The following is a 20,294-nucleotide window of genomic DNA, read 5'->3' as shown; positions in this document are numbered from 1 at the left end:
TCTGATAACGCGTCAGACAACTTGCAAACACAACATCACAACCACAAAGCCAAAAGCATTCCTGAAACGATTCATTCCTGCTTTTTCGTTCCGGCTTGGGAAGTTGCCGCCACTATAGGTATTTGCTGGTCTATCCTCAACGGACAAATTATAATGGCTCGGATAAAAAAAACTAATATGTTGCAAATTGGTTGGTAAATAGTAACTATTTGATAATAAGCGATCCCATATGTCAAAACGATTACCGCCTCTGAATGCGTTGCGCGTCTTTGATGCCGCCGCACGCCACCTCAGTTTTACCAAGGCGGCCGAGGAGCTGTTTGTGACGCAGGCCGCGGTCAGCCACCAGATCAAATCCTTGGAGGATTTCCTCGGGCTGAAACTATTCCGCCGGCGCAACCGCTCGTTGCTATTGACGGAGGAGGGACAGAGCTATTACTTGGATATTAAGGAGATCTTCTCGGCATTGAATGAGGCAACGCGTAAGTTACAGGCGCGGAGTGCCAAGGGGGCGCTGACGGTCAGCCTGCCACCCAGCTTTGCCATCCAGTGGCTGGTGCCTCGCTTGTCCGGTTTTAACAGCGCCTATCCCGGTATCGATGTGCGCATTCAGGCGGTCGATCGGGAGGAGGGGAAGCTGGCGGACGATGTCGACGTGGCGATTTTTTATGGCCGGGGACACTGGCCGGGGCTACGGGTCGAGCGGTTATATGCCGAGTATCTGATGCCGGTCTGTTCGCCGCAGTTGCTGCTGGGGGAACATCCGCTAAAGGATCCGACCGATCTGGCTTATCATACGCTGCTGCACGATACCTCTCGGCGTGATTGGTTGGCCTATACGCGCCAGCTTGGCTTGCAACACATTAACGTACAGCAGGGGCCGATCTTCAGCCATAGCGCCATGGTGGTTCAAGCCGCCGTACATGGCCAGGGGATTGCGTTGGTCAATAATGTGATGGCGCAGACGGAGATCGAGGCCGGACGTTTAGTCTGCCCGTTTAACGACGTGCTGATCAGCAAGAATGCCTTTTATCTGGTTTGTCAGGACGCACAGGCGGATTTGGGTAAAATAGCCGCCTTCCGTCAGTGGATATTGGCCAGAGCCGCCGGGGAGCAGGAGAAGTTCCGCTTCCGTTATGAATCCGAGGGCGCGGGTGTGCGCCAAGAGAAAGCGTAAAGGGTTGTGTAATGGGTAGTCGCTCCATGATCATGTTCGCCGCGATCAGCGGTTTTATCTTTGTGGCATTGGGCGCATTTGGCGCCCATGTGTTGGGAAATACGCTGGGCGTCAAAGAGATGGCCTGGTTACACACCGGTCTCCAGTATCAGGCGGTACATACGCTGGCGATCTTGGGGTTGGCGGCGTTGATGATGCGTCGCAGTAATCTGTGGTTCTATTGGAGCAGCGCGCTGTTGGCATTGGGGACCGTGCTGTTTAGCGGCAGTCTCTATTGCCTAGCGCTGTCGCAGTTAAAGATATGGGTATATATCACACCGATCGGCGGCACTTGCTTCCTGATCGGCTGGGTATTGATGTTGATTGGCGCGTTGCGCATGGGAAAGAGGGCGGAACGCCATGAATAGACTTGCTTTGTATTGCCGTCCCGGCTTTGAAAAAGAGTGTGCCGCCGAGATCACCGATAAGGCGGCGGCCTTGGAAGTATACGGTTTCGCGCGGGTCAAGGAGAACAGCGGCTATGTGCTGTTCGAATGCTATCAGCCCGAGGAGGCTGATAAGCTGGCGCGTAGCTTGCCATTTCGCGAGCTGATCTTTGCCCGTCAGATGCTGGTGGTGGGCGAGTTGCTCAAAGATCTGCCGCCGGAGGATCGCATCGCGCCGATCTGCGGCATGCTGCTGGGGGTTGTCGAGGGGGCCGGTGAACTCCGCGTCGAGGTGCCGGATACCAACGAAAGCAAGGAGCTGATGAAGTTCTGCCGTAAGTTTACCGTGCCGCTGCGTGCCGCGTTGCGTGAACAGCGCACCCTATTGCGTCAGGAGAATCCTCATCGCCCGGTGGTGCATGTGTTATTTATCGCTCCAGGCTGTTGCTATGTCGGCTACTCCTACAGCAATAATAACTCACCGTTCTATATGGGTATTCCGCGTCTGAAATTCCCGGCCGATGCGCCCAGCCGCTCCACCCTCAAGTTGGAGGAGGCGCTCCATATCTTTATTCCACGCGATGAGTGGGATGAGCGTCTGGCGAGTGGTATGCGGGCCGTCGATCTCGGTGCCTGTCCGGGGGGCTGGACCTATCAGTTGGTGCGACGCAGCATGATGGTACAGGCCATCGATAACGGCCCGATGGCGCCGAGCCTGATGGAGACTGGCCAGGTGACTCATCACCGCGCCGACGGTTTCCGTTTCACCCCAGAGGGGGATAACGACTGGCTGGTGTGCGACATGGTCGAGAAACCGGCCAAGGTGTCGGCGTTGATGGCGCGCTGGTTGGTTAACGGGTGGTGCCGTGAGGCAATCTTTAACCTCAAGCTGCCGATGAAGAAGCGCTATGAAGAGGTGAGCCATAACCTGGCGAATCTGGCGCAAGCGCTGAAGGAGAGCGGTATCAACGCGCAGATTGCCGCCAAACAGCTGTATCACGATCGTGAAGAGGTGACGGTACATGTACGGCGCATCTGGGGCGCGATCCCTGGGCGACGCGATGAGCGTGAATTCCGTCGTAACGAACGCTAGCGCTACCATTCTCCTCGAGGCCGCCACCGTTGGGTGACGGCCTCTCCGCTCAACTCCCCGTTGTACCGAGGCGTAGCTGTTGCAGATTACCGTGTAGGCTGAGCGTGGTTTGCAGTGTAGCGACCCGGCGACAGGTCTCGGCCATTTCCCGTTGCGCCTCCAGGCGGTGACGCCAGCGCTCCGCGACCTGTGGCAAGTGCTGGTAGATCGCCTCCAGCGAGCCGAACTCGGCCAGCAGCGCGGCGGCAGTCTTGGCGCCGATACCCGCGACGCCGGGGATCTTGCTGCTGCTGATCCCCGCCAGTCCCCAGAAATCGGTTAATTGTTGAGGTTCGACGCCGAACTCCTGACGCACGAAGGGCAGATCCAGCCAGCGTTTTTGAAAGTAGTCACGGATTTGGATCTGCGGCGAGAGCAGTTGGCAGTAGCCCTTATCCGTCGAGACGATGGTGACACGATGACCGCTCCGCGCCACCTTATCGGCCAGCGTGGCGGCCAGATCATCCGCCTCATTACCGGGACTCTGCCAGCAGGCGACGCCCAATGCGGCGAAGGCGGCGCGTAAGGCATCCATCTCTGCGACCAGCGAGTCTGGCATCGCCTGGCGTCCGGCCTTATACGTGGGCAACAACCGATGGCGCCAACTGTCGGCGCGATCATCGTCATCAAACACGGCGACGGCGTGGCTGGGGGTCGTATGGCCCAGCAGTTGGCGTAAGGCCGCGCAGCAGGCCTCGTGGCAAGGAGAGCCTTGTACCGCGTGGATGCGGCGGATGAGATTGAGGGCGTCGACGATCAACAGGTGGATGGACATAGGCGTAGAACCGGATTGATGGGGCGGCGTGCCGCCCCTGATGAGAGGGCTGACTCAGCGCACGATTTCATAGCAGGGCACATAGGCCGAGCCGGGGAGTTTCATGCGCTGCTGGGTGACGAAGCCCTGTAGCAGGCGATCCATGTGCTGCATCATCTGTGCATCGCCATGCAGCTTAAATGGCCCATGCTCGGCGATGGCACGGATACCGCCCTCTTTGACGTTACCGGCGACGATGCCGGAGAAGGCGCGGCGTAGCGCGGCGGCCAACTGCTCCGGTGACTGGTTGGGATGCAGGTTTAGATTCGCCATGTTCTCGTGGGTCGGCATGAAGGGCATCTGCAGGTCGGCGCTGATCTTCAGCGACCAGTTGAAGCTGTAGAAGTCGCCACTCTGACGCCGGTTCTCTTTCACGCGTGGCATGGCAAACTTCATGCGCCGCGCCACCTCAGCCGCATCGCCGATGATGATTTGATAGTGGCGGCGCGCGGTTTCACCCAAGGTATTGACGATGAAGTCATCCAATACTCGGAAGTAGTCGGCACTCTCCTCCGGGCCGGTCAGGATCAACGGCAAGACCTGATCGCGGTTTTCCGGATCCATCAGGATCCCCAACAGGTAGAGCAACTCCTCCGCCGTTCCCACCCCGCCGGGGAAGATGATGATGCCGTGGCCGAAGCGGACGAAGGCCTCCAGACGTTTCTCGATGTCCGGCATGATGATCAGCTCATTCACCAGCGGGTTGGGGGGTTCGGCGGCGATGATCGACGGCTCGGTCATACCGATGAAGCGTCCCTCATGGTAACGCTGTTGTGCGTGGCCGACGGCGGCCCCCTTCATCGGCGCCTCCATGGCACCGGGTCCGCAGCCGGTGCAGACGTTCAGTTCGCGTAGCCCCAGTTGGTTACCGACCTGGCGGCCATACTGGTACTCGATCTCACTGATGGCGTGGCCGCCCCAGCAGACGATCATGTTAGGCTCATCGCCGACATGCAAAGCCCGGGCGTTGCGCAGTATCGAGAACACCAGGTTGGTGATGATGGTCGGATTTTCCAGATCCACGTGCTGGGTGCGCTGGACGTTCATCAGCTGACCGTTGACGAACAGGATGTCGCGCAACACCGCAAATAAGTTAGCCTGCAAGGCGCGGATGAGGCGCCCATCGACGAAGGCCTCTTCCGGTGGATTGACCAGCTCTAATTTGACGCCACGTTCACGGCGCAGCACGTTGATATCAAAGGATTCAAAGCGAGACAGCAGCTCGTTGCTGTTATCGGTCTTGGCGCCGGAGTTAAGCACGGCAAGGGAGCAGTTACGAAATAGACGGTACAGATCGCTGCTGGCGGTACGCTTCAGCATATCCACTTCCATCTGCGATAGCAGATCCATCGATCCCAACGGGCTGATGTGTGTAATCAAAGTCTCTCCTAGGCATCGAAACGATGCGGTTACCGTGCCGCTAGACGCGGCCCAATCCTCAGCGCTGGACGGCGTGAGGCCGAGCGTGCCGCCGATTTTTTTACCTTACCGCGCGTTTCGCCGTTTTACCAATGCTAGCGGGAAAAAAGACACGCAGAATCAAAGGCTCTCCGCAATTATTTATTGCCGAGCCAAACGTCCGCGTGGCGGCTGGAAGGGGACGTTGCTGCGCCACGGATTAATATCTAGCCCACCCCGTCGGGTATAGCGAGCGTAGACGGTCAGCGCTTGTGGCTGGCAGAAGCGTTGAATATCGTTAAAAATCCGCTCGACGCACTGCTCGTGAAACTCGTTGTGGTGGCGGAAGGAGACCAGATAACGCAGCAAGGCCTCGCGATCGATGGCGCCGCCGCGGTAGCGGATCATCAGTGAACCCCAGTCCGGCTGATGGGTGATCAGACAGTTGGATTTTAGCAGGTGGCTGACCAGCGTCTCGTCGACCTGACGAGCGGGATCGGCGGCATTGGCCAGCAGCGAGGCATCGAAGCAGTAGTGGTCGATGGTGATCGGCTGATCATCAATGCAGACGCCCGGCAGGCCGGCAATCGGCTGGCCTTCGACCTGGTCCAGACGTTGTAGGGTGACTTGTACGCCGCCCTGTGCGCAGTGAGCCAGGTCATGCTGCAGGGTGCGTTGTACGCTCTGCCAGTCGGCGAAACGGGTCTGATTGAAGCTGTTGAGATACAGTTTAAAGCTCTTCGACTCGATCAAATTGGCGCTGTAGGCATCCAATTCGACCTCCGCCAGGGCGACCTGCGGCAAGCCGTTGGCATTCAGCCAAGAGAGTTCGTACAGGGTCCAGATATCGGCACCGTGGAACGGCAGGGCGTCGGGATACAAGCCAAGCGGTTCACGGTTCATGCTGCGAGGGACGGCCTGCAACAGCGTGGCGTCGTACTGGTCGCGGTATTCGGTGGCTTTGCCCAGGGTGAGGGCGGACAATGCCGGGTTCTCTTGGTATGACATACGGTTAACCTGTCGATGAAAGCGGCTGTGCACAGGGCGACAGCAGGGTACAATGGGCGACCGGCAGCGAGGCCGGCCATCGCGGATCACAGTTTACCATCACCGAGAGAGAGAACATATGGAGCATCAGGTTTCCGCCGCTCTGGGCGACTTTACCCAGCGTTACCTGGCGTTATGGCGCCAGCAGCACGGCGATTGGCCGAGCAGTCATGCACTGTACGGCATCCCATCGCCCTGTGTGGTGTATAGCCGCGATGCCTGTGTATTCTGGCGCCCCGAACCGGGGAGCCAAGATGAGCTGGCGGGGATTGGTCGAGCGTTAGATATCTGCCTGCACCCCGATCTGGCCCCATTCTTCACCACCCAGTACGCCGGCGATATGCGCGCGTGTTGGCAGGAGGTCGAGATGGATCTGGTGCAGGTGTGGAGCGCGGACGATCTGCAGCGTTTACAGGAGAATCAGATCGGTCATCTGGTTACCCAGCGGCGCCTGAAGCTGTCACCGACCCTGTTTTTAGCCAGCACGGCGGATGAGCTGAGTCTCGTGACGTTGTGTAATCTGAGCGGTAATGTGTTGTTGGAACAGTTTGGTAGTCCGCAGCGGCGGGTATTGGCGCCGACGTTGGCTGAGTTCCTGGCGGGATTGCAACCGTTGGCGCAAGAGGTAGGGTAACGCCTTATCCGCGTGTGAGAGATCTCTTACACGCACTGTAAGAGATCTCGTTTTATTTTCCGATTGTTTTCCAAAGCCTGCGGGTAAAGTCGATAGTTATCATGAGATTAATGTTTATATATTATCTAAGTACCACATATGTAAGACAATATCCCCATTGCGAAACATGCTGAAATCGGCGAAAGTAATCCCATCGAAAGGGAAGTCGCCAGGATGTCAGGACACATTAGGATGATGTTGTCTCAGGATGAGGCGAGGGCCCGCCCAGGATGGGCGATAACGGATGTACCGCAGGATGCCGGTCAGGATATTTCAGGATGAAATAAGGGACACCTCCAGGAAGGAGAGTGAGAGTCGGTTCGGATGACCGATGTGTCAGGATGACTGAAGGATCTCGCCAGGGTGGCGAAGGGACGCAGGCAAAGGAGTGTCCGGTAAAGGAACGCCGTTAGGAAAAGTTTTCAAGGATGAGCAGGGAGCACGTTGTGTAGCGGGACTGCTATAAAACGAATCGGGGGGTATCGCTGAGCGGTACCCCCCTCTCTTTATTGTCTTATTGTCGCCTATTCTTCGCTTATTGTTGTCCGTTCTCCGCGCGGCCATTTCGGCGCCGCGTCGTCGGTGGTATGCTGCGCGCCTTTTCTTCCCCGCTTGTTGAGAGAGTCCGTGATGAGTGATTACGCCATCGTACACACCCACCTACACCAGATCGAAAGTCAGTTGCGTGCGCTCGCCTTGTGGCAGGCGCAGGCACCGAGTGCCGAGGCGCTCGCCAGCCAAGAGCCGTTTTGCGTCGATACCCTCGAGGCGAGTGAATGGCTGCAATGGATCTTTTTGCCGCGCATGCAGGCACTGGTACGTAATCGCGCGCCGCTACCACGCCGTATGGCGATCGCACCTTACCTTGAAATGGCCTATCAGCACGATCTGGTGCGTATCGCACCGTTGTTAGAGGCGTTGCAACGCCTGGATGCCCACCTGGGCGGTGAGTCGTCGTAAGCGGCCGAGGGCGTACATGCGCGATTGCCTATGGCTCGGGTGTGCGTCGCACGTTGTCGCTGTCGTGTGCGGGGTGCCGATTGTGGTATCGGCGGATTATGCGCTAAGGTGCGCGTTTTTTCTTTTTGTCGGGTAGCGGGATGGAAATTATTTATCAGGATGAGCATCTGGTGGCGATCAACAAGCCTGCCGGGTGGTTAGTGCATCGCAGTTGGCTGGATCGCAAGGAAAAGGTGGTGGTGATGCAGACGGTGCGCGATCAACTCGGGCGCCATGTGTATACCGTGCATCGTCTGGATCGTCCGACCTCTGGCGTGTTGCTGATGGGGCTATCGAGCGAGGTGGCTCGCGCCTTGGCGCAACAGTTCGAGCAGCACCAGATCCATAAGGTCTATCACGCGGTGGTACGCGGTTATCTGCAAGGTGAGGCGTTACTCGATTACCCTCTAACGCCCGAGTTGGATAAGATCGCCGACCGTTTCCGCTCCGCCGAGCGTGGCCCGCAGCCTGCGCAAACCCACTATCGTGGCGTAGCGACGGCGGAGGTGCCCTTGGCGATTGGGCGTTATCCGACCGCCCGCTTTAGCCTGATGGAGTTGACCCCCCAGACTGGGCGCAAGCATCAACTCCGTCGCCATATGGCGCATCTGCGTCATCCGATCATCGGCGATACTGCCCACGGCGATTTGCGCCAGAACCGTGGCGTAGCCGCCCACTTCGGTACAGCCGGTTTAATGCTACACGCCAGTGAGTTGCAACTGACGCATCCGGTAACGGGCGAGGCGCTGTGTCTGCGGGCTGGGCTGGATGGGCGCTGGCAGACGCTAATGGCTGGATTGGGCTGGCAGGACTATCTCCCTGAACTTGATCGGGTTGAGTTTACGCCCGATTGCCCTCAGGATAGAGCCGAGACAGACACCGACCAAGAGGCCTGAAATAAGGAGTAGGCGATGGCGCAAGTGGGTATTTTTGTAGGCACCGTATACGGTAACGCCTTGATGGTGGCGGAAGAGGCGCAAGCCATTCTGCAGCAGTTGGGCCATACGGTCGCCCTCTTTGAGGAGGGGACGCTGAGCGATTGGCAGAATTATGCCGACCAGCATGTGCTGGTGGTGACTTCGACCACTGGGCAGGGCGATCTGCCGGATACGCTGGCGCCGTTGTTCAGTGCGCTGCGCGATAGCCTCGGCGAGCAGCGTGCGTTGCGTTATGGGGTGATCGCCTTAGGCGATCGTGGATTTACCCACTTCTGTGGCGCCGGGCATCGGGTCGATAGCCTGTTGCAGGAGCAGGGCGCGACGCGCCTCGGTGAGGTGCTGGAAGTCGATGCGCAGAGTACGCCGGAACCGGAAGCTGTGACCTCACCGTGGGTGAGCGAATGGGCTCGTCGGTTGGTGGCGTGATGACGCCGCATCGCGGCGACATGGCGGGCAGAATCGGCGGCGCTTACCCATCGGCAGCGCCGCTTCGCCCGTTACTTCCCGGCCAGTTTTTCTAAGTCGGCCTCGATCTCGGCGATCTTGTTGGCCACGACACTCTCCAGATGGCGCAGATCGTCGAGGATCTTGCGCTTCAGATCCTCCTCCTGACGATCGCGCAGGCATAGGCGATCCAGCTCTTCGATCACATAACGTAGATTGGGGCTGATCTCGCTGATTTCACGCATGCCCTGACTGTCATTATCGCTCAGTACGGTCTTGCGCTGACGCGGGTACTTAAACTTGACGCTTTTGGCAAAGAACTCGCCCTTATCTTTGCGAAAGTAGATCTTCAGAATGTCGTTGTTGGCCTCCTGACGCAGACTATAGCGGTCGATCTCTTCCGGTTGGGTGATCCCCAGACTTTTCAGGTTGTCATACATAGCGGCACCTTTAATGCGTTACGTGAAATAATGCGTGCGGTGAGTCTGCATTCCCTCCGCCCCGGCACAGGAGCAGGGCGCGGGGAATGAAAACCGTTGACCGCCGGGTGTTGCCCTTTCTTAGCCTAGCGACTATTCGTGAAAAAAATGTGTTCTGTGTGCCGTTATGCGCGCTCTCCCGCACTATGCCTCGGAGAGGGGCGGGAATTTCCCGCCCAGGTGTGCGCTTAGTCGATGGTGCGTAGCAGCTCGTTGATGCCGACCTTGCCGCGAGTCTTGGCGTCAACCTTCTTGACGATGACCGCACAGTACAGGCTGTAGGCGCCGTTCTTGGCAGGCAGGTTACCGGAGACCACCACCGAGCCTGCCGGGACGCGACCATAGTGGATCTCGCCGGTTTCACGATCGTAGATCTTGGTGCTCTGGCCGATGAATACGCCCATCGAGATCACCGAGCCCTCCTCGACGATCACCCCTTCGACCACTTCTGAACGGGCACCGATGAAGCAGTTGTCTTCGATAATGGTCGGGTTAGCCTGCAGCGGCTCTAACACGCCACCGATGCCGACGCCACCGGAAAGATGGACGTTCTTACCGATCTGCGCACAGGAGCCGACGGTGGCCCAGGTATCGACCATGGTACCCTCATCGACATAGGCGCCGATGTTGACATAGGAGGGCATCAGCACGGTGTTACGGGCGATATAGGCCCCCTGGCGCACCGAAGCCGGCGGCACGACGCGGAAGCCTTCGCGTTGGAAGCGGGCCTCATCGTAGTCGGCAAACTTCATCGGTACCTTGTCGTAGAAGCGGGTTTCGGCCCCTTCCATCAGGCGGTTATCGTTGATGCGGAATGAGAGCAGTACCGCCTTCTTCAGCCACTGGTGGGTGACCCATTCGCCGTTGATCTTCTCGGCAACGCGCAGAGCGCCGCTGTCGAGCAGCGCGATAACTTGTTCGACGGCTGAACGGGTAAGTGTGTCGGCGTTAGCCGGGGTGATCTCCGCACGGCGTTCAAAGGCATTCTCAATTAACGTCTGTAACTGCTGCATCCTATCTATTTTCCCCTCGTGAGATGAATCCGCCTGCCACACCCGCCGGGCAGGCGAGGCAGGTAAGCAAAAAACTTACTCTTTATCGGCGCTAAGCAGGGTTTCTGTCAACCGTTGCGCCAACTCATGCTGCATTTCAGGCGTTAATGCGCGCCGTTCGCCATCGGCCAGAATAAACAGATCCTCGACCCGTTCGCCGATGGTGGTTATGCGTGCGCCGTGCAGCGAGAGTCCCATTTCGGCGAAGATCTCGCCGATGCGCGCCAGGAGTCCGGGGCGGTCGAGCGCCACCAGCTCCATATAGCTGCGTCGAGTATTATGTGCCGGTAGGAAGCTGACCGCCGTCGGGACGGTGAAGTGGCGCAGCCGCGCCGAGGCGTGACGAACGCGTGGCGGCTGGTAACTCGCTTGGGTGAGCGCCTGCTCCAGCGCGCGTCGGATGGTAGAGTGCCGATCGAGCGCCAGCGGGCTACCGTCTGGCTCCAGTACCACGAAGGTATCCATGGCATAGTTGTCGCGATTGGTAAAGATTTGCGCGTCATGCACGCTGAGATTGCGTCGATCTAACTCGCCGGCGACGGCGGCGAACAGGTAGGGACGGTCGGGACTGTAGATGAAAATCTCGGTACCGCCCCGGCTGGCGTGTTGACTGACAAGCACCAGGGGCCCGCCGCCGTCGTGGTGCAGGAGATGGCGGGCATGCCAGGCCAATTGGTTCGGCGTATGGCGCAGGAAGTAATCGGCGCGGCAGCGGCTCCAGATGCGCATCAGTTTCGGCTCATCGATGTTGTCCATGCGTAGCAACGCCAAGGCCTGCAGGCGATGGTGCTGTACCCGTTCGCGCATGTCTGGGCTGCTGTGTGTACCGCGACGCAGCTGTTTCTCGCTGGCGAAGAACAGTTCACGTAGCAGGCTCTGTTTCCAGCTGTTCCACAGGTTCTCGTTGGTGGCGCAGATATCGGCCACCGTGAGGCACAGCAGGTAGCGTAGCCGAGTCTCGCTGTGTACTTCGGCACAGAAGTGGCGGATCACTTCGGGATCCTGGATGTCGCGTCGCTGGGCGGTAACCGACATCAACAGGTGGCAACGTACCAGCCAGGCGACCAGTTGCGTTTCGCGCGTGTTTAACCCGTGTAGACGGGCGAACTCCAACACATCCTCGGCACCGAGTAGGGAATGGTCGCCGCCGCGCCCCTTGGCGATGTCGTGGAATAGGGCGGCGAGCAGCAAGAGCTCGGGCTGGGGGAGGCGAGGGTAGAGCTCGACGCACAGAGGATGGCGCTGGCGATTATCGTGGTCGGCGAAGCTCTCCAACTTGAGCAGGAGGCGCATGGTGTGCTCGTCCACGGTGTAGGCGTGGAACAGATCGAACTGCATCTGGCCGACGATGTTGCCCCACTGCGGCATATAGGCCCACAGCACGCTGTGGTGATGCATCGGCAGTAACGCCCGATGGACTGCGCCGGGATGACGCAGGATGGCCATAAACAGATTACGCGCCTCGGGCAGCGCGCACAGTGGCTGTGTCAGATGCCGGCGCGCGTAGCGTAGCTGACGTAGGGTGGTGGAGTAGATCCCGCTGATCTCTGGATTACGCGCCATGGCATAGAACAACCGGAGGATGATCACCGGATCGTGGCTGAAGGTGTCCGGATCGCGTAGATCGATCAGCGTGCCGCGCAGCTGGAAGTAATTGTCGAGGAGGCGTGGCTTCTCATGGGTATGCAACGCCAAGATCGCCTCATCGAAGAGTTGCAATAGCATTTGGTTCAACTCCCGCACTCGTCGGGTCATGCGGTAGAACGCCTTCATCATTTGCTCGATCGGTTGGTTACCCTCCCCGTGATAACCGAGCAGGTGAGCCACGCTGAGTTGGCGATCGAACAGTAGGCGATTGTCGTAGCGGTTAACCACCAGATGGAGGGCGAAGCGGATACGCCACAGGAAGCTGCGGCACTCGTTCAGTTCGTCGGCCTCGGCCTCTGTCAGGAAACCGAAGCCGACCATCTCATCGAAGGAGGTGGCGCCGAAGTGGCGGTGAGCGACCCACAGCAGGGTATGGATATCCCGGAGCCCCCCCGGGCTGGCCTTGATATCGGGCTCCAGATTATAGCTGGTGCCGTGATAGCGCTGGTGGCGCTCGCGCTGCTCATCCAGTTTGGCGTGGAAGAAGCGTGGTGAGGGCCAGAAGTCGTCGCTGAACAGGCGTTTTTGCAGTTGGAGAAAGAGGGCGACGTCACCGCAGAGTAGGCGAGATTCGATCAGGTTAGTGGCGACGCTGAGATCCGCCAGCCCCTCGCTCAGGCACTCCTCCAGGGTACGCACGCTATGGCCAACCTCCAGGCGCAGGTCCCATAGCAGGGTGATCAACGCGCCGATACGTTGGGCCAGTGCCTCGTCCGGCGTCGCGTGGGTGAGCACCAGTAGATCGATGTCCGACAGGGGGTGGAGCTCGCCACGGCCGTAACCGCCGACGGCGATCAGCGCCAGGCCGGGGTGATGATCGCAGCCATAATGACGCCAGAGACGCACTAATAGGCGATCGAGGTAGTGGGTACGCGCCGCGACCAGTGACTCGGCACTTTCCCCACGCAGGAAGGCATCATGCAGCCATTGGCGTAGCTGCTCCATCTGAAGTTTCAGGCCGGCGCAGTTTAACGCGTCGGCGGGCAGGGCATCCGGCGAGACGGGCGGTAGGGCCTCCGGTGCGCCGTGCGGTAACTCGGCCATAGGCACTCCATCAATAAAAAAGCCGGCATTAAGCCGGCCTGCGTTATCGGTGTGCGGCGCAAAACGGCGCCCGCGGGGCGGGATGCCCCCTTACTGGGCACTCATGTCGTGGGTGATGACCCGCGGCAGATCGTGTTCTTCGGCGCGCAACGTCAAGATTTCACAGCCGTCGTCGGTAACCACGATAGTATGTTCATACTGTGCGGACAAGCTGCGATCCTTGGTTTTTACCGTCCAGCCATCTTTCATCAAGCGGATACGGTAATCACCGGCATTGACCATCGGCTCGATGGTGAAGGTCATGCCCGGCTGGAGCACGACGCCGCCGTCGTCGGCATCGTAATGTAGTACTTGTGGCTCCTCGTGGAACACTTCGCCGATGCCATGACCGCAGTACTCGCGTACGACGGAGAAGCCGTTGCTTTCGACGAACTTCTGGATCGCTTTACCGATGCTGCGCAGCCGAATCCCCGGCTTGACCATCTTCAGGGCCAGATACAGGCTCTCTTGGGCGACGCGGCACAAACGCTCGCCGAGAATGGTCGGTTTGCCGACGATAAACATCTTCGAGGTGTCGCCGTGCCAGCCATCTTTGATCACGGTGACGTCGATGTTGACGATGTCGCCATCCTTGAGCACTTTGTCATCGCTGGGAATACCATGGCACACCACCTCGTTGACGGAGATGCAGACCGACTTCGGGTAGCCATGATAGCCCAGACAGGCGGAGATGGCCTGCTGTTGCTGGGTGATATGTGCATCGCATAGGCGATCCAATTCACCGGTGGTGACGCCCGGCACCACGTGCGGGGCGATCATTTCCAGCACCTCGGCGGCCAGGCGGCCAGCGATGCGCATCTTTTCAATGTCTTGTGGGGTTTTCAGTGAAATAGCCATAGGTATTCTGTCCACGGGCGTCGCCGTAGCGACAATGAGAAGCAATGTCTTCTATGGTAACAGCCCCGCCTCGCCCTGCCAAATGGCAGCGAGTGCCGTGGTTCAAAATGCAACAAAAGGTGGAGTCTGACACGGGTTTATGGTATAAAGCGCGCCGCAGTTCCCGTATGTCTATCAGGCATGCGTAGAGGCTGTAAATCTCACTTTGTGTTATTTGCATAAACAACACACACGTATCGGCACATGTGCCGGGGTGCTGTCGGACGCGTATGCGCACGATGGTCGGCGTCATGGGATACGTGGAGGCATAACCCCAATTTTTAATAGAGGTCTAATCATGGCAACTGTTTCCATGCGCGATATGCTCAAGGCTGGTGTTCACTTCGGTCACCAGACCCGTTACTGGAACCCGAAAATGAAGCCGTTCATCTTCGGTGCTCGTAACAAGGTTCACATCATCAACCTTGAAAAAACCGTACCGATGTTCAACGAAGCTCTGGCTGAGCTGAGCAAGATCGCTTCCCGTAAGGGCAAGATCCTGTTCGTTGGTACCAAGCGCGCAGCAAGCGAAGCGGTAAAAGACGCAGCCCTGAACTGTGATCAGTTCTACGTGAACCATCGCTGGCTGGGCGGCATGCTGACCAACTGGAAAACCGTTCGTCAGTCCATCAAACGTCTGAAAGATCTGGAGACTCAGTCTCAGGATGGCACTTTCGACAAACTGACCAAGAAAGAAGCACTGATGCGTACCCGCGAGCTGGACAAGCTGGAAAACAGCCTGGGTGGTATCAAAGACATGGGCGGTCTGCCGGACGCGCTGTTCGTTATCGATGCCGATCACGAACACATCGCTATCAAAGAAGCCAACAACCTGGGTATCCCGGTATTCTCTATCGTTGATACCAACTCCGATCCGGACGGCGTTGATTTCGTTATCCCGGGTAACGACGACGCCATCCGCGCCGTGACCCTGTACCTGAGCGCTGTGGCTGAAGCCGTACGCGAAGGCCGTTCTCAGGATCTGGCTTCCCAGGCTGAAGAAACCATGGCTGAAGCTGAGTAATAAGGACAGCTCGCAGGAGCCCTTATTAACCAGGTATTCATATGTTGGTTAGGGGGCCTATCATGGCCCCCTTTCTTTGTGGCTCACCCCACGAAGATTCATCTCTAGAACAATCGTCTTGCACAGGGGGCTACCCTGGGTGAGATAACCGAGGAAAATAGAATGGCTGAAATTACCGCCTCCCTGGTAAAAGAACTGCGTGAGCGTACTGGCGCAGGCATGATGGAGTGCAAGAAAGCACTGGTTGAAGCGAACGGCGACATCGAGCTGGCCATCGACAACATGCGTAAATCCGGTCAGGCCAAAGCGGCCAAGAAAGCCGGTCGCGTTGCCGCTGAAGGCGTGATCCTGACCAAGGTTTCCGCTGACGGTAAATACGGCATCATCGTTGAGATGAACTGCGAAACCGACTTCGTGGCTAAAGATGCTGGCTTCAAAGCCTTCGCCGACGAAGTGGCTAACGCCGCGCTGGCTGACAAAATCATCGACATCGACGCGCTGAAAGCGAAGTTCGAAGAACAGCGTACTCAGCTGGTTGCTAAGATCGGTGAAAACATCAACATCCGTCGTGTCTCTGAGCTGAGCGGTGAGCTGCTGGGTACCTACAGCCACGGCGCACGTATCGGCGTTATGGTTGCCGCTACCGGTGCCGACGAAGAGCTGATCAAGCACATCGCCATGCACATCGCTGCCAGCAAGCCGGAATATGTTAAGCCGGAAGATGTACCGGCAGACGTGGTTGCTCACGAGCACCAGATCCAGCTGGACATCGCCATGCAGTCTGGCAAGCCGCGCGAAATCGCCGAGAAGATGGTTGAAGGCCGTATGCGTAAGTTCACCGGTGAAGTTTCTCTGACCGGTCAGAGCTTCGTTATGGATCCGAGCAAGACTGTTGGCCAGCTGCTGAAAGAGCACAACGCTGACGTCACCGGCTTCATTCGCTTCGAAGTGGGCGAAGGCATCGAGAAAGTCGAAAATGACTTCGCAGCCGAAGTGGCCGCGATGTCTAAAGGGGTCTAATCCCCTTTTATTACAGAGCCGCCGTTAGGCGGTTCTGTTTTATTCGGCCAGACTTACTTCAATGAGCGGTCCGGGGTACAGACCGTACATTGAAATACCTCCGACTAATTTATTGACTGTTTCTTTAGGACTCGAACACCATGGCAACCAATTCCAAACCCGTTTACCAGCGTATCCTGCTTAAGCTGAGCGGCGAAGCTCTGCAAGGCTCAGAAGGTTTTGGCATCGACGCGAGCGTGCTGGACCGCATGGCGCAGGAAGTCAAAGAGCTGGTAGAACTCGGCGTTCAGGTGGGTGTGGTGATCGGCGGTGGCAACCTGTTCCGCGGCGCTGGTCTGGCACAGGCAGGGATGAACCGTGTGGTCGGCGACCATATGGGGATGTTGGCGACGGTGATGAATGGCCTGGCGATGCGTGATGCGTTGCACCGCGCCTATGTCAACGCGCGCCTGATGTCGGCCATCCCCCTGAACGGCGTCTGTGACAACTATAGCTGGGCCGAGGCCATCAGCCTGCTGCGCAATAACCGGGTGGTGATCTTCTCCGCCGGTACTGGCAATCCGTTTTTCACCACCGACTCTGCCGCCTGCCTGCGCGGGATCGAGATCGAGGCCGATGTGGTACTGAAGGCGACCAAGGTCGATGGCGTGTTCTCTGCCGATCCGATGAAGGATCCGGATGCAACGTTGTATGAGCAATTGAGCTACCAGGATGTCTTGGAGAAAGAGCTGAAGGTCATGGATTTGGCGGCCTTCACGCTGGCGCGTGATCATAATTTACCGATCCGCGTGTTTAACATGAACAAACCGGGTGCGCTGCGTCGCGTAGTGATGGGCGAAAAAGAAGGTACGCTGATCACCAAGTAATGCGCCGCGTGCGTGTGGGACAGCCGGCCTGCCCGGCTGCCGTATTGTATTGTGCTGGCCGCATTGAAAAGCGCTTGGCCTTTGGTGCACAATTCTCTCTTTAACCACCATCACCGTTTTCAAGGGTTCGCAACGTGATCAACGAAATCAGAAAAGATGCCGAAACACGCATGGAAAAATGCGTCGAGTCATTCAAGGGCAACATCAGCAAAATCCGCACCGGTCGTGCGCATCCTAATCTGCTCGACGGCATTCAGGTCGAGTATTACGGTGCGGCCACGCCGTTGCGTCAGTTGGCGAACATCGTCGCGGAAGATTCCCGTACGCTGGCTGTCACCGTATTCGATCGCAGCATGTCTGGTGCCATCGAGAAGGCCATCCTGACCTCCGATCTGGGTCTGAATCCCTCTTCTGCGGGCACCGTGATCCGTGTTCCGCTGCCGCCGCTGACGGAAGAGCGCCGTAAGGATCTGATCAAGCTGGTACGTTCTGAAGCCGAGTCTGGCCGTGTCTCCGTACGTAACGTACGCCGTGATGCCAACGACAAGGTGAAGGCGTTGCTGAAAGACAAAGAGATCAGCGAAGACGAAGATCGTAAGTCACAGGACGATATTCAGAAGATCACCGATCTGATGATCAAGAAGATCGACGCCGCCCTGGCGGATAAAGAAAAAGAGCTGATGGAGTTCTAATCGCTCCAGCATGATCCACGGCCAACGCTGTGCTGAACCTGGTGGCCATCGCTGGCTACCATGGCAGCCTGCATTCAGGCGTCTGCGGGATCGGTGATAAGCGTCGCTTTAGCGGCGCTTTTGCTTTTTGGGTCACGGATTTCGTGTGTACGCGCGTTGGTGACGGTGTAAAATTCGCTGGGGAGTGGCGCTGGCTTAGCGTATCCTGTAGCGATTTGCTCCAGTTATTCAGAGTATCCTCATGAAGAAACTGACCATTCTAGGTTCAACCGGCTCCATCGGCACCAGTACGCTGGCGGTGGTGCGGGCCAATCCCGGCGCATTCCGCGTCGTGGCGCTGGTAGCAGGCAAGAACGTCGATGTCATGCTGCAACAGTGCCGTGAATTCTCTCCCCGTTATGTCTGTATGGCCGATGAGTGTGCCGCCGCCGCGTTGCGTCAGCGCCTGTTTGAGGCTGGGTTAGATACCGTCGCCGTGATGAGCGGTGAGCGCGCCGCCTGTGAACTCGCCGCCTTGGATGAGGTCGATCAGGTGATGGCCGCCATTGTCGGTGCGGCCGGCCTACTGCCGACATTGGCGGCCATCCGCGCCAATAAACGGGTATTACTGGCGAACAAAGAGGCATTGGTGACCTGTGGTCGCCTGTTTATGGATGCCTTGGCACATAGCCAGGCCGAGTTATTGCCTATCGATAGCGAGCACAATGCGATTTTTCAGAGCCTACCCGTCGCGGTACAGCGGCAATTGGGCACGGCCTGCCTGCATGAACATGGGGTGACGCGTATCGTGTTAACCGGATCTGGCGGGCCGTTACGTCAACTGTCGCTGGCGGAGTTCGATGCGGTGACGCCGGCGCAGGCCTGCGCCCATCCCAACTGGTCGATGGGGCGTAAGATCTCGGTCGATTCGGCTACCATGATGAATAAAGGCTTGGAGTACATCGAGGCGCGCTGGCTCTTTAACGCGGCGGCGGAGGAGATGGAGGTGATCATCCATCCGCAATCGGTGATCCACTCCATGGTGCGTTATCGTGACGGTAGTGTGATTGCGCAACTGGGTAATCCAGATATGTGTACGCCGATCGCGCATGCGATGGCTTATCCCGAGCGGGTACCTAGCGGCGTCGCCCCGTTGGACTTCTGCCGCATGGGTTCGTTGAGTTTTGAGGCGCCGGATATGGCCCGCTACCCTTGCCTCCAGTTGGCGATCGAAGCCTTTGCCGAGGGGCAGGCCGCGACGACGGCGTTGAATGCGGCGAATGAAGTGGCTGTTGCCGCCTTCCTGGATGGGCGTCTACGCTTTACCGATATCGCTCGCTTGAACCGCGAGGTAGTCGAGCAATTGTGCTGCGAAGAGCCGGATAGTGTGGAGGGGGTGCTGGCGATCGATCAGGTGGCGCGCCAGGCGGCCCAGGCGCTGAGCCAACGTTTTTCCCGTTAATTACGCCGTGCCGAGTGTGCTGATTTGTGGCGCTAACGGCATGATGATATAGTCTGCGCCAGTTTTTTGGCGCAGACGTCTCGTCATTCGAGGGGGCGTCTGGGATTGACCCCTTACGCCAAGCGCCATCGGGCGTATCGCGTAGACAGGATTAGGATTATTGGGTAGCCGTGCTGATACACGGCTTTTTTACGCAGGTAGTATCGTTGCGACAGGAATAGGCGCGACGATACGGTGCAGTTATGGCCCCTGCTGGCTCGTTGAGGAAATATTTACACGTATGTCATCCACACAACCAACTGTGATGAGCGACGCGGCCTCGGTCCCCCGACATGTAGCAATTATCATGGACGGTAACGGTCGTTGGGCCAAGCGTCAGGGTAAAATGCGTGTATTCGGACATAAGGCCGGCGTGAAGTCGGTACGCTGTGCGGTGCGCTTTGCTGTCGCCCGGGGAATACGGGCTCTGACGCTATACGCCTTTAGCAGCGAGAACTGGAATCGGCCGCAACAGGAAGTCTCGGCATTGATGGAGCTATTTGTCCGGGCACTGGATAGTGAAGTCAAGCGGTTGCATAAGCACCAGGTACGTCTGCGCGTGATTGGCGATATTAGCCGTTTCTCGCCGCGTCTTCAGGAGCGCATTCGTCGCTCGGAGCAGATGACGGCGGCTAATGAGGGTTTGACCCTGAATATCGCCGCCAACTATGGTGGGCGTTGGGACATCGTGCAAGGCGTTAAAGTGCTGGCGGAGCGGGTTCAGCAGGGAACGTTAGCGCCGGAGGCGATCTCGGAAGCGATGCTGGGCGAGCAGGTATGCCTGCATGACCAGGATGCCGTGGATTTGGTGATCCGCACCGGGGGAGAACATCGAGTGAGTAACTTCTTGTTATGGCAAATTGCCTATTCAGAGTTTTACTTTACCGATGTGCTGTGGCCTGATTTTGATGAAACAACCTTTGAAGGTGCACTGAATGCATTTGCACAACGAGAGCGTCGCTTCGGGGGTACCACGCCTATCAACGCAGCTGCTGCGTCATAGGGGG

General features: G+C 58.0%; 20 protein-coding genes. 13 read left to right on the top strand and 7 right to left on the bottom strand.

The features are described 5' to 3' along the window. Positions 1-229: 229 nt before the first annotated feature. From DCL27_RS12990 to rlmM, 3 genes are read left to right on the top strand one after another with little or no spacing between them, the layout of a single operon-like run. The gene (locus tag DCL27_RS12990) at positions 230-1,177 is read left to right on the top strand and encodes a transcriptional regulator GcvA (RefSeq protein ID WP_005282864.1); all 948 of its coding nucleotides are present in this window, start codon (positions 230-232) and stop codon (positions 1,175-1,177) included. Between the two features lie 11 nt (positions 1,178-1,188). Beyond that, the gene (locus DCL27_RS12985; protein WP_005294949.1) at positions 1,189-1,584 is read left to right on the top strand and encodes a DUF423 domain-containing protein; all 396 of its coding nucleotides are present in this window, start codon (positions 1,189-1,191) and stop codon (positions 1,582-1,584) included. Further along, positions 1,577-2,695: a 23S rRNA (cytidine(2498)-2'-O)-methyltransferase RlmM gene (gene rlmM, locus DCL27_RS12980; protein ID WP_005282870.1), complete on the top strand. Its 1,119-nt coding sequence runs from the start codon at positions 1,577-1,579 to the stop codon at positions 2,693-2,695. The genes DCL27_RS12985 and rlmM overlap by 8 nt, the downstream gene beginning before the upstream one ends. A gap of 49 nt (positions 2,696-2,744) precedes the next feature. Here rlmM and xni read toward each other — a convergent pair whose 3' ends face one another. The 3 genes from xni to queF form a co-directional block, all read right to left on the bottom strand. Beyond that, positions 2,745-3,509 carry a flap endonuclease Xni gene (xni, locus tag DCL27_RS12975; RefSeq protein ID WP_005282873.1) on the bottom strand — a complete coding sequence of 255 codons (765 nt, stop codon included), beginning with the start codon at positions 3,507-3,509 and terminating at the stop codon, positions 2,745-2,747. 54 nt (positions 3,510-3,563) lie between these two features. Continuing rightward, a complete protein-coding gene (ppnN, locus tag DCL27_RS12970) occupies positions 3,564-4,928 on the bottom strand; it encodes a nucleotide 5'-monophosphate nucleosidase PpnN (RefSeq protein ID WP_005294951.1) in 1,365 nt (454 codons plus the stop codon). A gap of 180 nt (positions 4,929-5,108) precedes the next feature. Then, positions 5,109-5,954 (bottom strand): NADPH-dependent 7-cyano-7-deazaguanine reductase QueF, encoded by an 846-nt coding sequence (gene queF, locus DCL27_RS12965; RefSeq protein WP_005282878.1) that lies wholly within the window; start codon positions 5,952-5,954, stop codon positions 5,109-5,111. Positions 5,955-6,072: 118 nt separating this feature from the next. On the opposite strand from queF, the gene syd reads away from it, so the two are divergent. The 4 genes from syd to DCL27_RS12945 all read left to right on the top strand — a co-directional run bounded on the left by syd (position 6,073) and on the right by DCL27_RS12945 (position 9,029). Continuing rightward, entirely contained in the window at positions 6,073-6,627 is a 555-nt protein-coding gene (syd, locus tag DCL27_RS12960; protein WP_005282883.1) for a SecY-interacting protein, read from the top strand. 669 nt (positions 6,628-7,296) lie between these two features. Beyond that, positions 7,297-7,626: a YqcC family protein gene (locus DCL27_RS12955; RefSeq protein WP_005282886.1), complete on the top strand. Its 330-nt coding sequence runs from the start codon at positions 7,297-7,299 to the stop codon at positions 7,624-7,626. 140 nt (positions 7,627-7,766) lie between these two features. Continuing rightward, positions 7,767-8,561, top strand: a complete 795-nt coding sequence (gene truC / locus DCL27_RS12950) for a tRNA pseudouridine(65) synthase TruC (protein WP_035597757.1) — start codon at positions 7,767-7,769, stop codon at positions 8,559-8,561. Between the two features lie 15 nt (positions 8,562-8,576). Next, complete coding sequence (locus DCL27_RS12945) at positions 8,577-9,029, top strand: flavodoxin (protein WP_005282892.1); 453 nt, start codon at positions 8,577-8,579, stop codon at positions 9,027-9,029. 71 nt (positions 9,030-9,100) lie between these two features. Here the strand turns inward: DCL27_RS12945 and DCL27_RS12940 are convergent, their stop codons facing one another. From DCL27_RS12940 to map, 4 genes are all read right to left on the bottom strand, one after another. Next, entirely contained in the window at positions 9,101-9,487 is a 387-nt protein-coding gene (locus DCL27_RS12940) for a DUF3461 family protein (RefSeq protein WP_005282895.1), read from the bottom strand. A 227-nt stretch (positions 9,488-9,714) separates the two neighbouring features. Then, complete coding sequence (gene dapD / locus DCL27_RS12935; protein ID WP_005282901.1) at positions 9,715-10,539, bottom strand: 2,3,4,5-tetrahydropyridine-2,6-dicarboxylate N-succinyltransferase; 825 nt, start codon at positions 10,537-10,539, stop codon at positions 9,715-9,717. A gap of 75 nt (positions 10,540-10,614) precedes the next feature. Continuing rightward, positions 10,615-13,269: a bifunctional uridylyltransferase/uridylyl-removing protein GlnD gene (glnD, locus tag DCL27_RS12930; protein ID WP_035597753.1), complete on the bottom strand. Its 2,655-nt coding sequence runs from the start codon at positions 13,267-13,269 to the stop codon at positions 10,615-10,617. 90 nt (positions 13,270-13,359) lie between these two features. After that, complete coding sequence (map, locus tag DCL27_RS12925) at positions 13,360-14,166, bottom strand: type I methionyl aminopeptidase (RefSeq protein WP_005282906.1); 807 nt, start codon at positions 14,164-14,166, stop codon at positions 13,360-13,362. Positions 14,167-14,503: 337 nt separating this feature from the next. On the opposite strand from map, the gene rpsB reads away from it, so the two are divergent. The 6 genes from rpsB to ispU all read left to right on the top strand — a co-directional run bounded on the left by rpsB (position 14,504) and on the right by ispU (position 20,290). Further along, positions 14,504-15,229: a 30S ribosomal protein S2 gene (gene rpsB, locus DCL27_RS12920; protein ID WP_005282909.1), complete on the top strand. Its 726-nt coding sequence runs from the start codon at positions 14,504-14,506 to the stop codon at positions 15,227-15,229. 162 nt (positions 15,230-15,391) lie between these two features. Next, the gene (gene tsf, locus DCL27_RS12915; protein ID WP_005282912.1) at positions 15,392-16,249 is read left to right on the top strand and encodes a translation elongation factor Ts; all 858 of its coding nucleotides are present in this window, start codon (positions 15,392-15,394) and stop codon (positions 16,247-16,249) included. Positions 16,250-16,389: 140 nt separating this feature from the next. Then, on the top strand, positions 16,390-17,115 hold the full coding sequence (gene pyrH / locus DCL27_RS12910) for a UMP kinase (protein WP_005282915.1): 726 nt from the start codon (positions 16,390-16,392) through the stop codon (positions 17,113-17,115). 134 nt (positions 17,116-17,249) lie between these two features. Next, on the top strand, positions 17,250-17,807 hold the full coding sequence (gene frr / locus DCL27_RS12905) for a ribosome recycling factor (RefSeq protein WP_005282917.1): 558 nt from the start codon (positions 17,250-17,252) through the stop codon (positions 17,805-17,807). Between the two features lie 241 nt (positions 17,808-18,048). After that, complete coding sequence (ispC, locus tag DCL27_RS12900; protein WP_005282923.1) at positions 18,049-19,248, top strand: 1-deoxy-D-xylulose-5-phosphate reductoisomerase; 1,200 nt, start codon at positions 18,049-18,051, stop codon at positions 19,246-19,248. Between the two features lie 280 nt (positions 19,249-19,528). Beyond that, complete coding sequence (gene ispU, locus DCL27_RS12895; RefSeq protein WP_005294971.1) at positions 19,529-20,290, top strand: (2E,6E)-farnesyl-diphosphate-specific ditrans,polycis-undecaprenyl-diphosphate synthase; 762 nt, start codon at positions 19,529-19,531, stop codon at positions 20,288-20,290. The last annotated feature ends 4 nt before the right edge of the window (positions 20,291-20,294 follow it).

Source organism: Edwardsiella tarda ATCC 15947 = NBRC 105688 (genome assembly GCF_003113495.2).
In the GTDB taxonomy this organism is placed as follows: domain Bacteria; phylum Pseudomonadota; class Gammaproteobacteria; order Enterobacterales; family Enterobacteriaceae; genus Edwardsiella; species Edwardsiella tarda.
This window is presented reverse-complemented; position numbering and strand designations above follow the sequence as displayed.

Bases quoted from the DNA above. Each gene is read 5' to 3' on its own strand.
- tsf (WP_005282912.1), top strand. From the start codon at position 15,392: ATGGCTGAAATTACCGCCTCCCTGGTAAAAGAACTGCGTGAGCGTACT.
- xni (WP_005282873.1), bottom strand. From the start codon at position 3,509: ATGTCCATCCACCTGTTGATCGTCGACGCCCTCAATCTCATCCGCCGC.
- truC (WP_035597757.1), top strand. From the start codon at position 7,767: ATGGAAATTATTTATCAGGATGAGCATCTGGTGGCGATCAACAAGCCT.
- rpsB (WP_005282909.1), top strand. From the start codon at position 14,504: ATGGCAACTGTTTCCATGCGCGATATGCTCAAGGCTGGTGTTCACTTC.
- ispC (WP_005282923.1), top strand. From the start codon at position 18,049: ATGAAGAAACTGACCATTCTAGGTTCAACCGGCTCCATCGGCACCAGT.
- dapD (WP_005282901.1), bottom strand. From the start codon at position 10,539: ATGCAGCAGTTACAGACGTTAATTGAGAATGCCTTTGAACGCCGTGCG.
- DCL27_RS12955 (WP_005282886.1), top strand. From the start codon at position 7,297: ATGAGTGATTACGCCATCGTACACACCCACCTACACCAGATCGAAAGT.
- ispU (WP_005294971.1), top strand. From the start codon at position 19,529: ATGTCATCCACACAACCAACTGTGATGAGCGACGCGGCCTCGGTCCCC.
- pyrH (WP_005282915.1), top strand. From the start codon at position 16,390: ATGGCAACCAATTCCAAACCCGTTTACCAGCGTATCCTGCTTAAGCTG.
- DCL27_RS12985 (WP_005294949.1), top strand. From the start codon at position 1,189: ATGGGTAGTCGCTCCATGATCATGTTCGCCGCGATCAGCGGTTTTATC.
- queF (WP_005282878.1), bottom strand. From the start codon at position 5,954: ATGTCATACCAAGAGAACCCGGCATTGTCCGCCCTCACCCTGGGCAAA.
- DCL27_RS12990 (WP_005282864.1), top strand. From the start codon at position 230: ATGTCAAAACGATTACCGCCTCTGAATGCGTTGCGCGTCTTTGATGCC.
- rlmM (WP_005282870.1), top strand. From the start codon at position 1,577: ATGAATAGACTTGCTTTGTATTGCCGTCCCGGCTTTGAAAAAGAGTGT.
- syd (WP_005282883.1), top strand. From the start codon at position 6,073: ATGGAGCATCAGGTTTCCGCCGCTCTGGGCGACTTTACCCAGCGTTAC.
- glnD (WP_035597753.1), bottom strand. From the start codon at position 13,269: ATGGCCGAGTTACCGCACGGCGCACCGGAGGCCCTACCGCCCGTCTCG.
- map (WP_005282906.1), bottom strand. From the start codon at position 14,166: ATGGCTATTTCACTGAAAACCCCACAAGACATTGAAAAGATGCGCATC.
- DCL27_RS12940 (WP_005282895.1), bottom strand. From the start codon at position 9,487: ATGTATGACAACCTGAAAAGTCTGGGGATCACCCAACCGGAAGAGATC.
- DCL27_RS12945 (WP_005282892.1), top strand. From the start codon at position 8,577: ATGGCGCAAGTGGGTATTTTTGTAGGCACCGTATACGGTAACGCCTTG.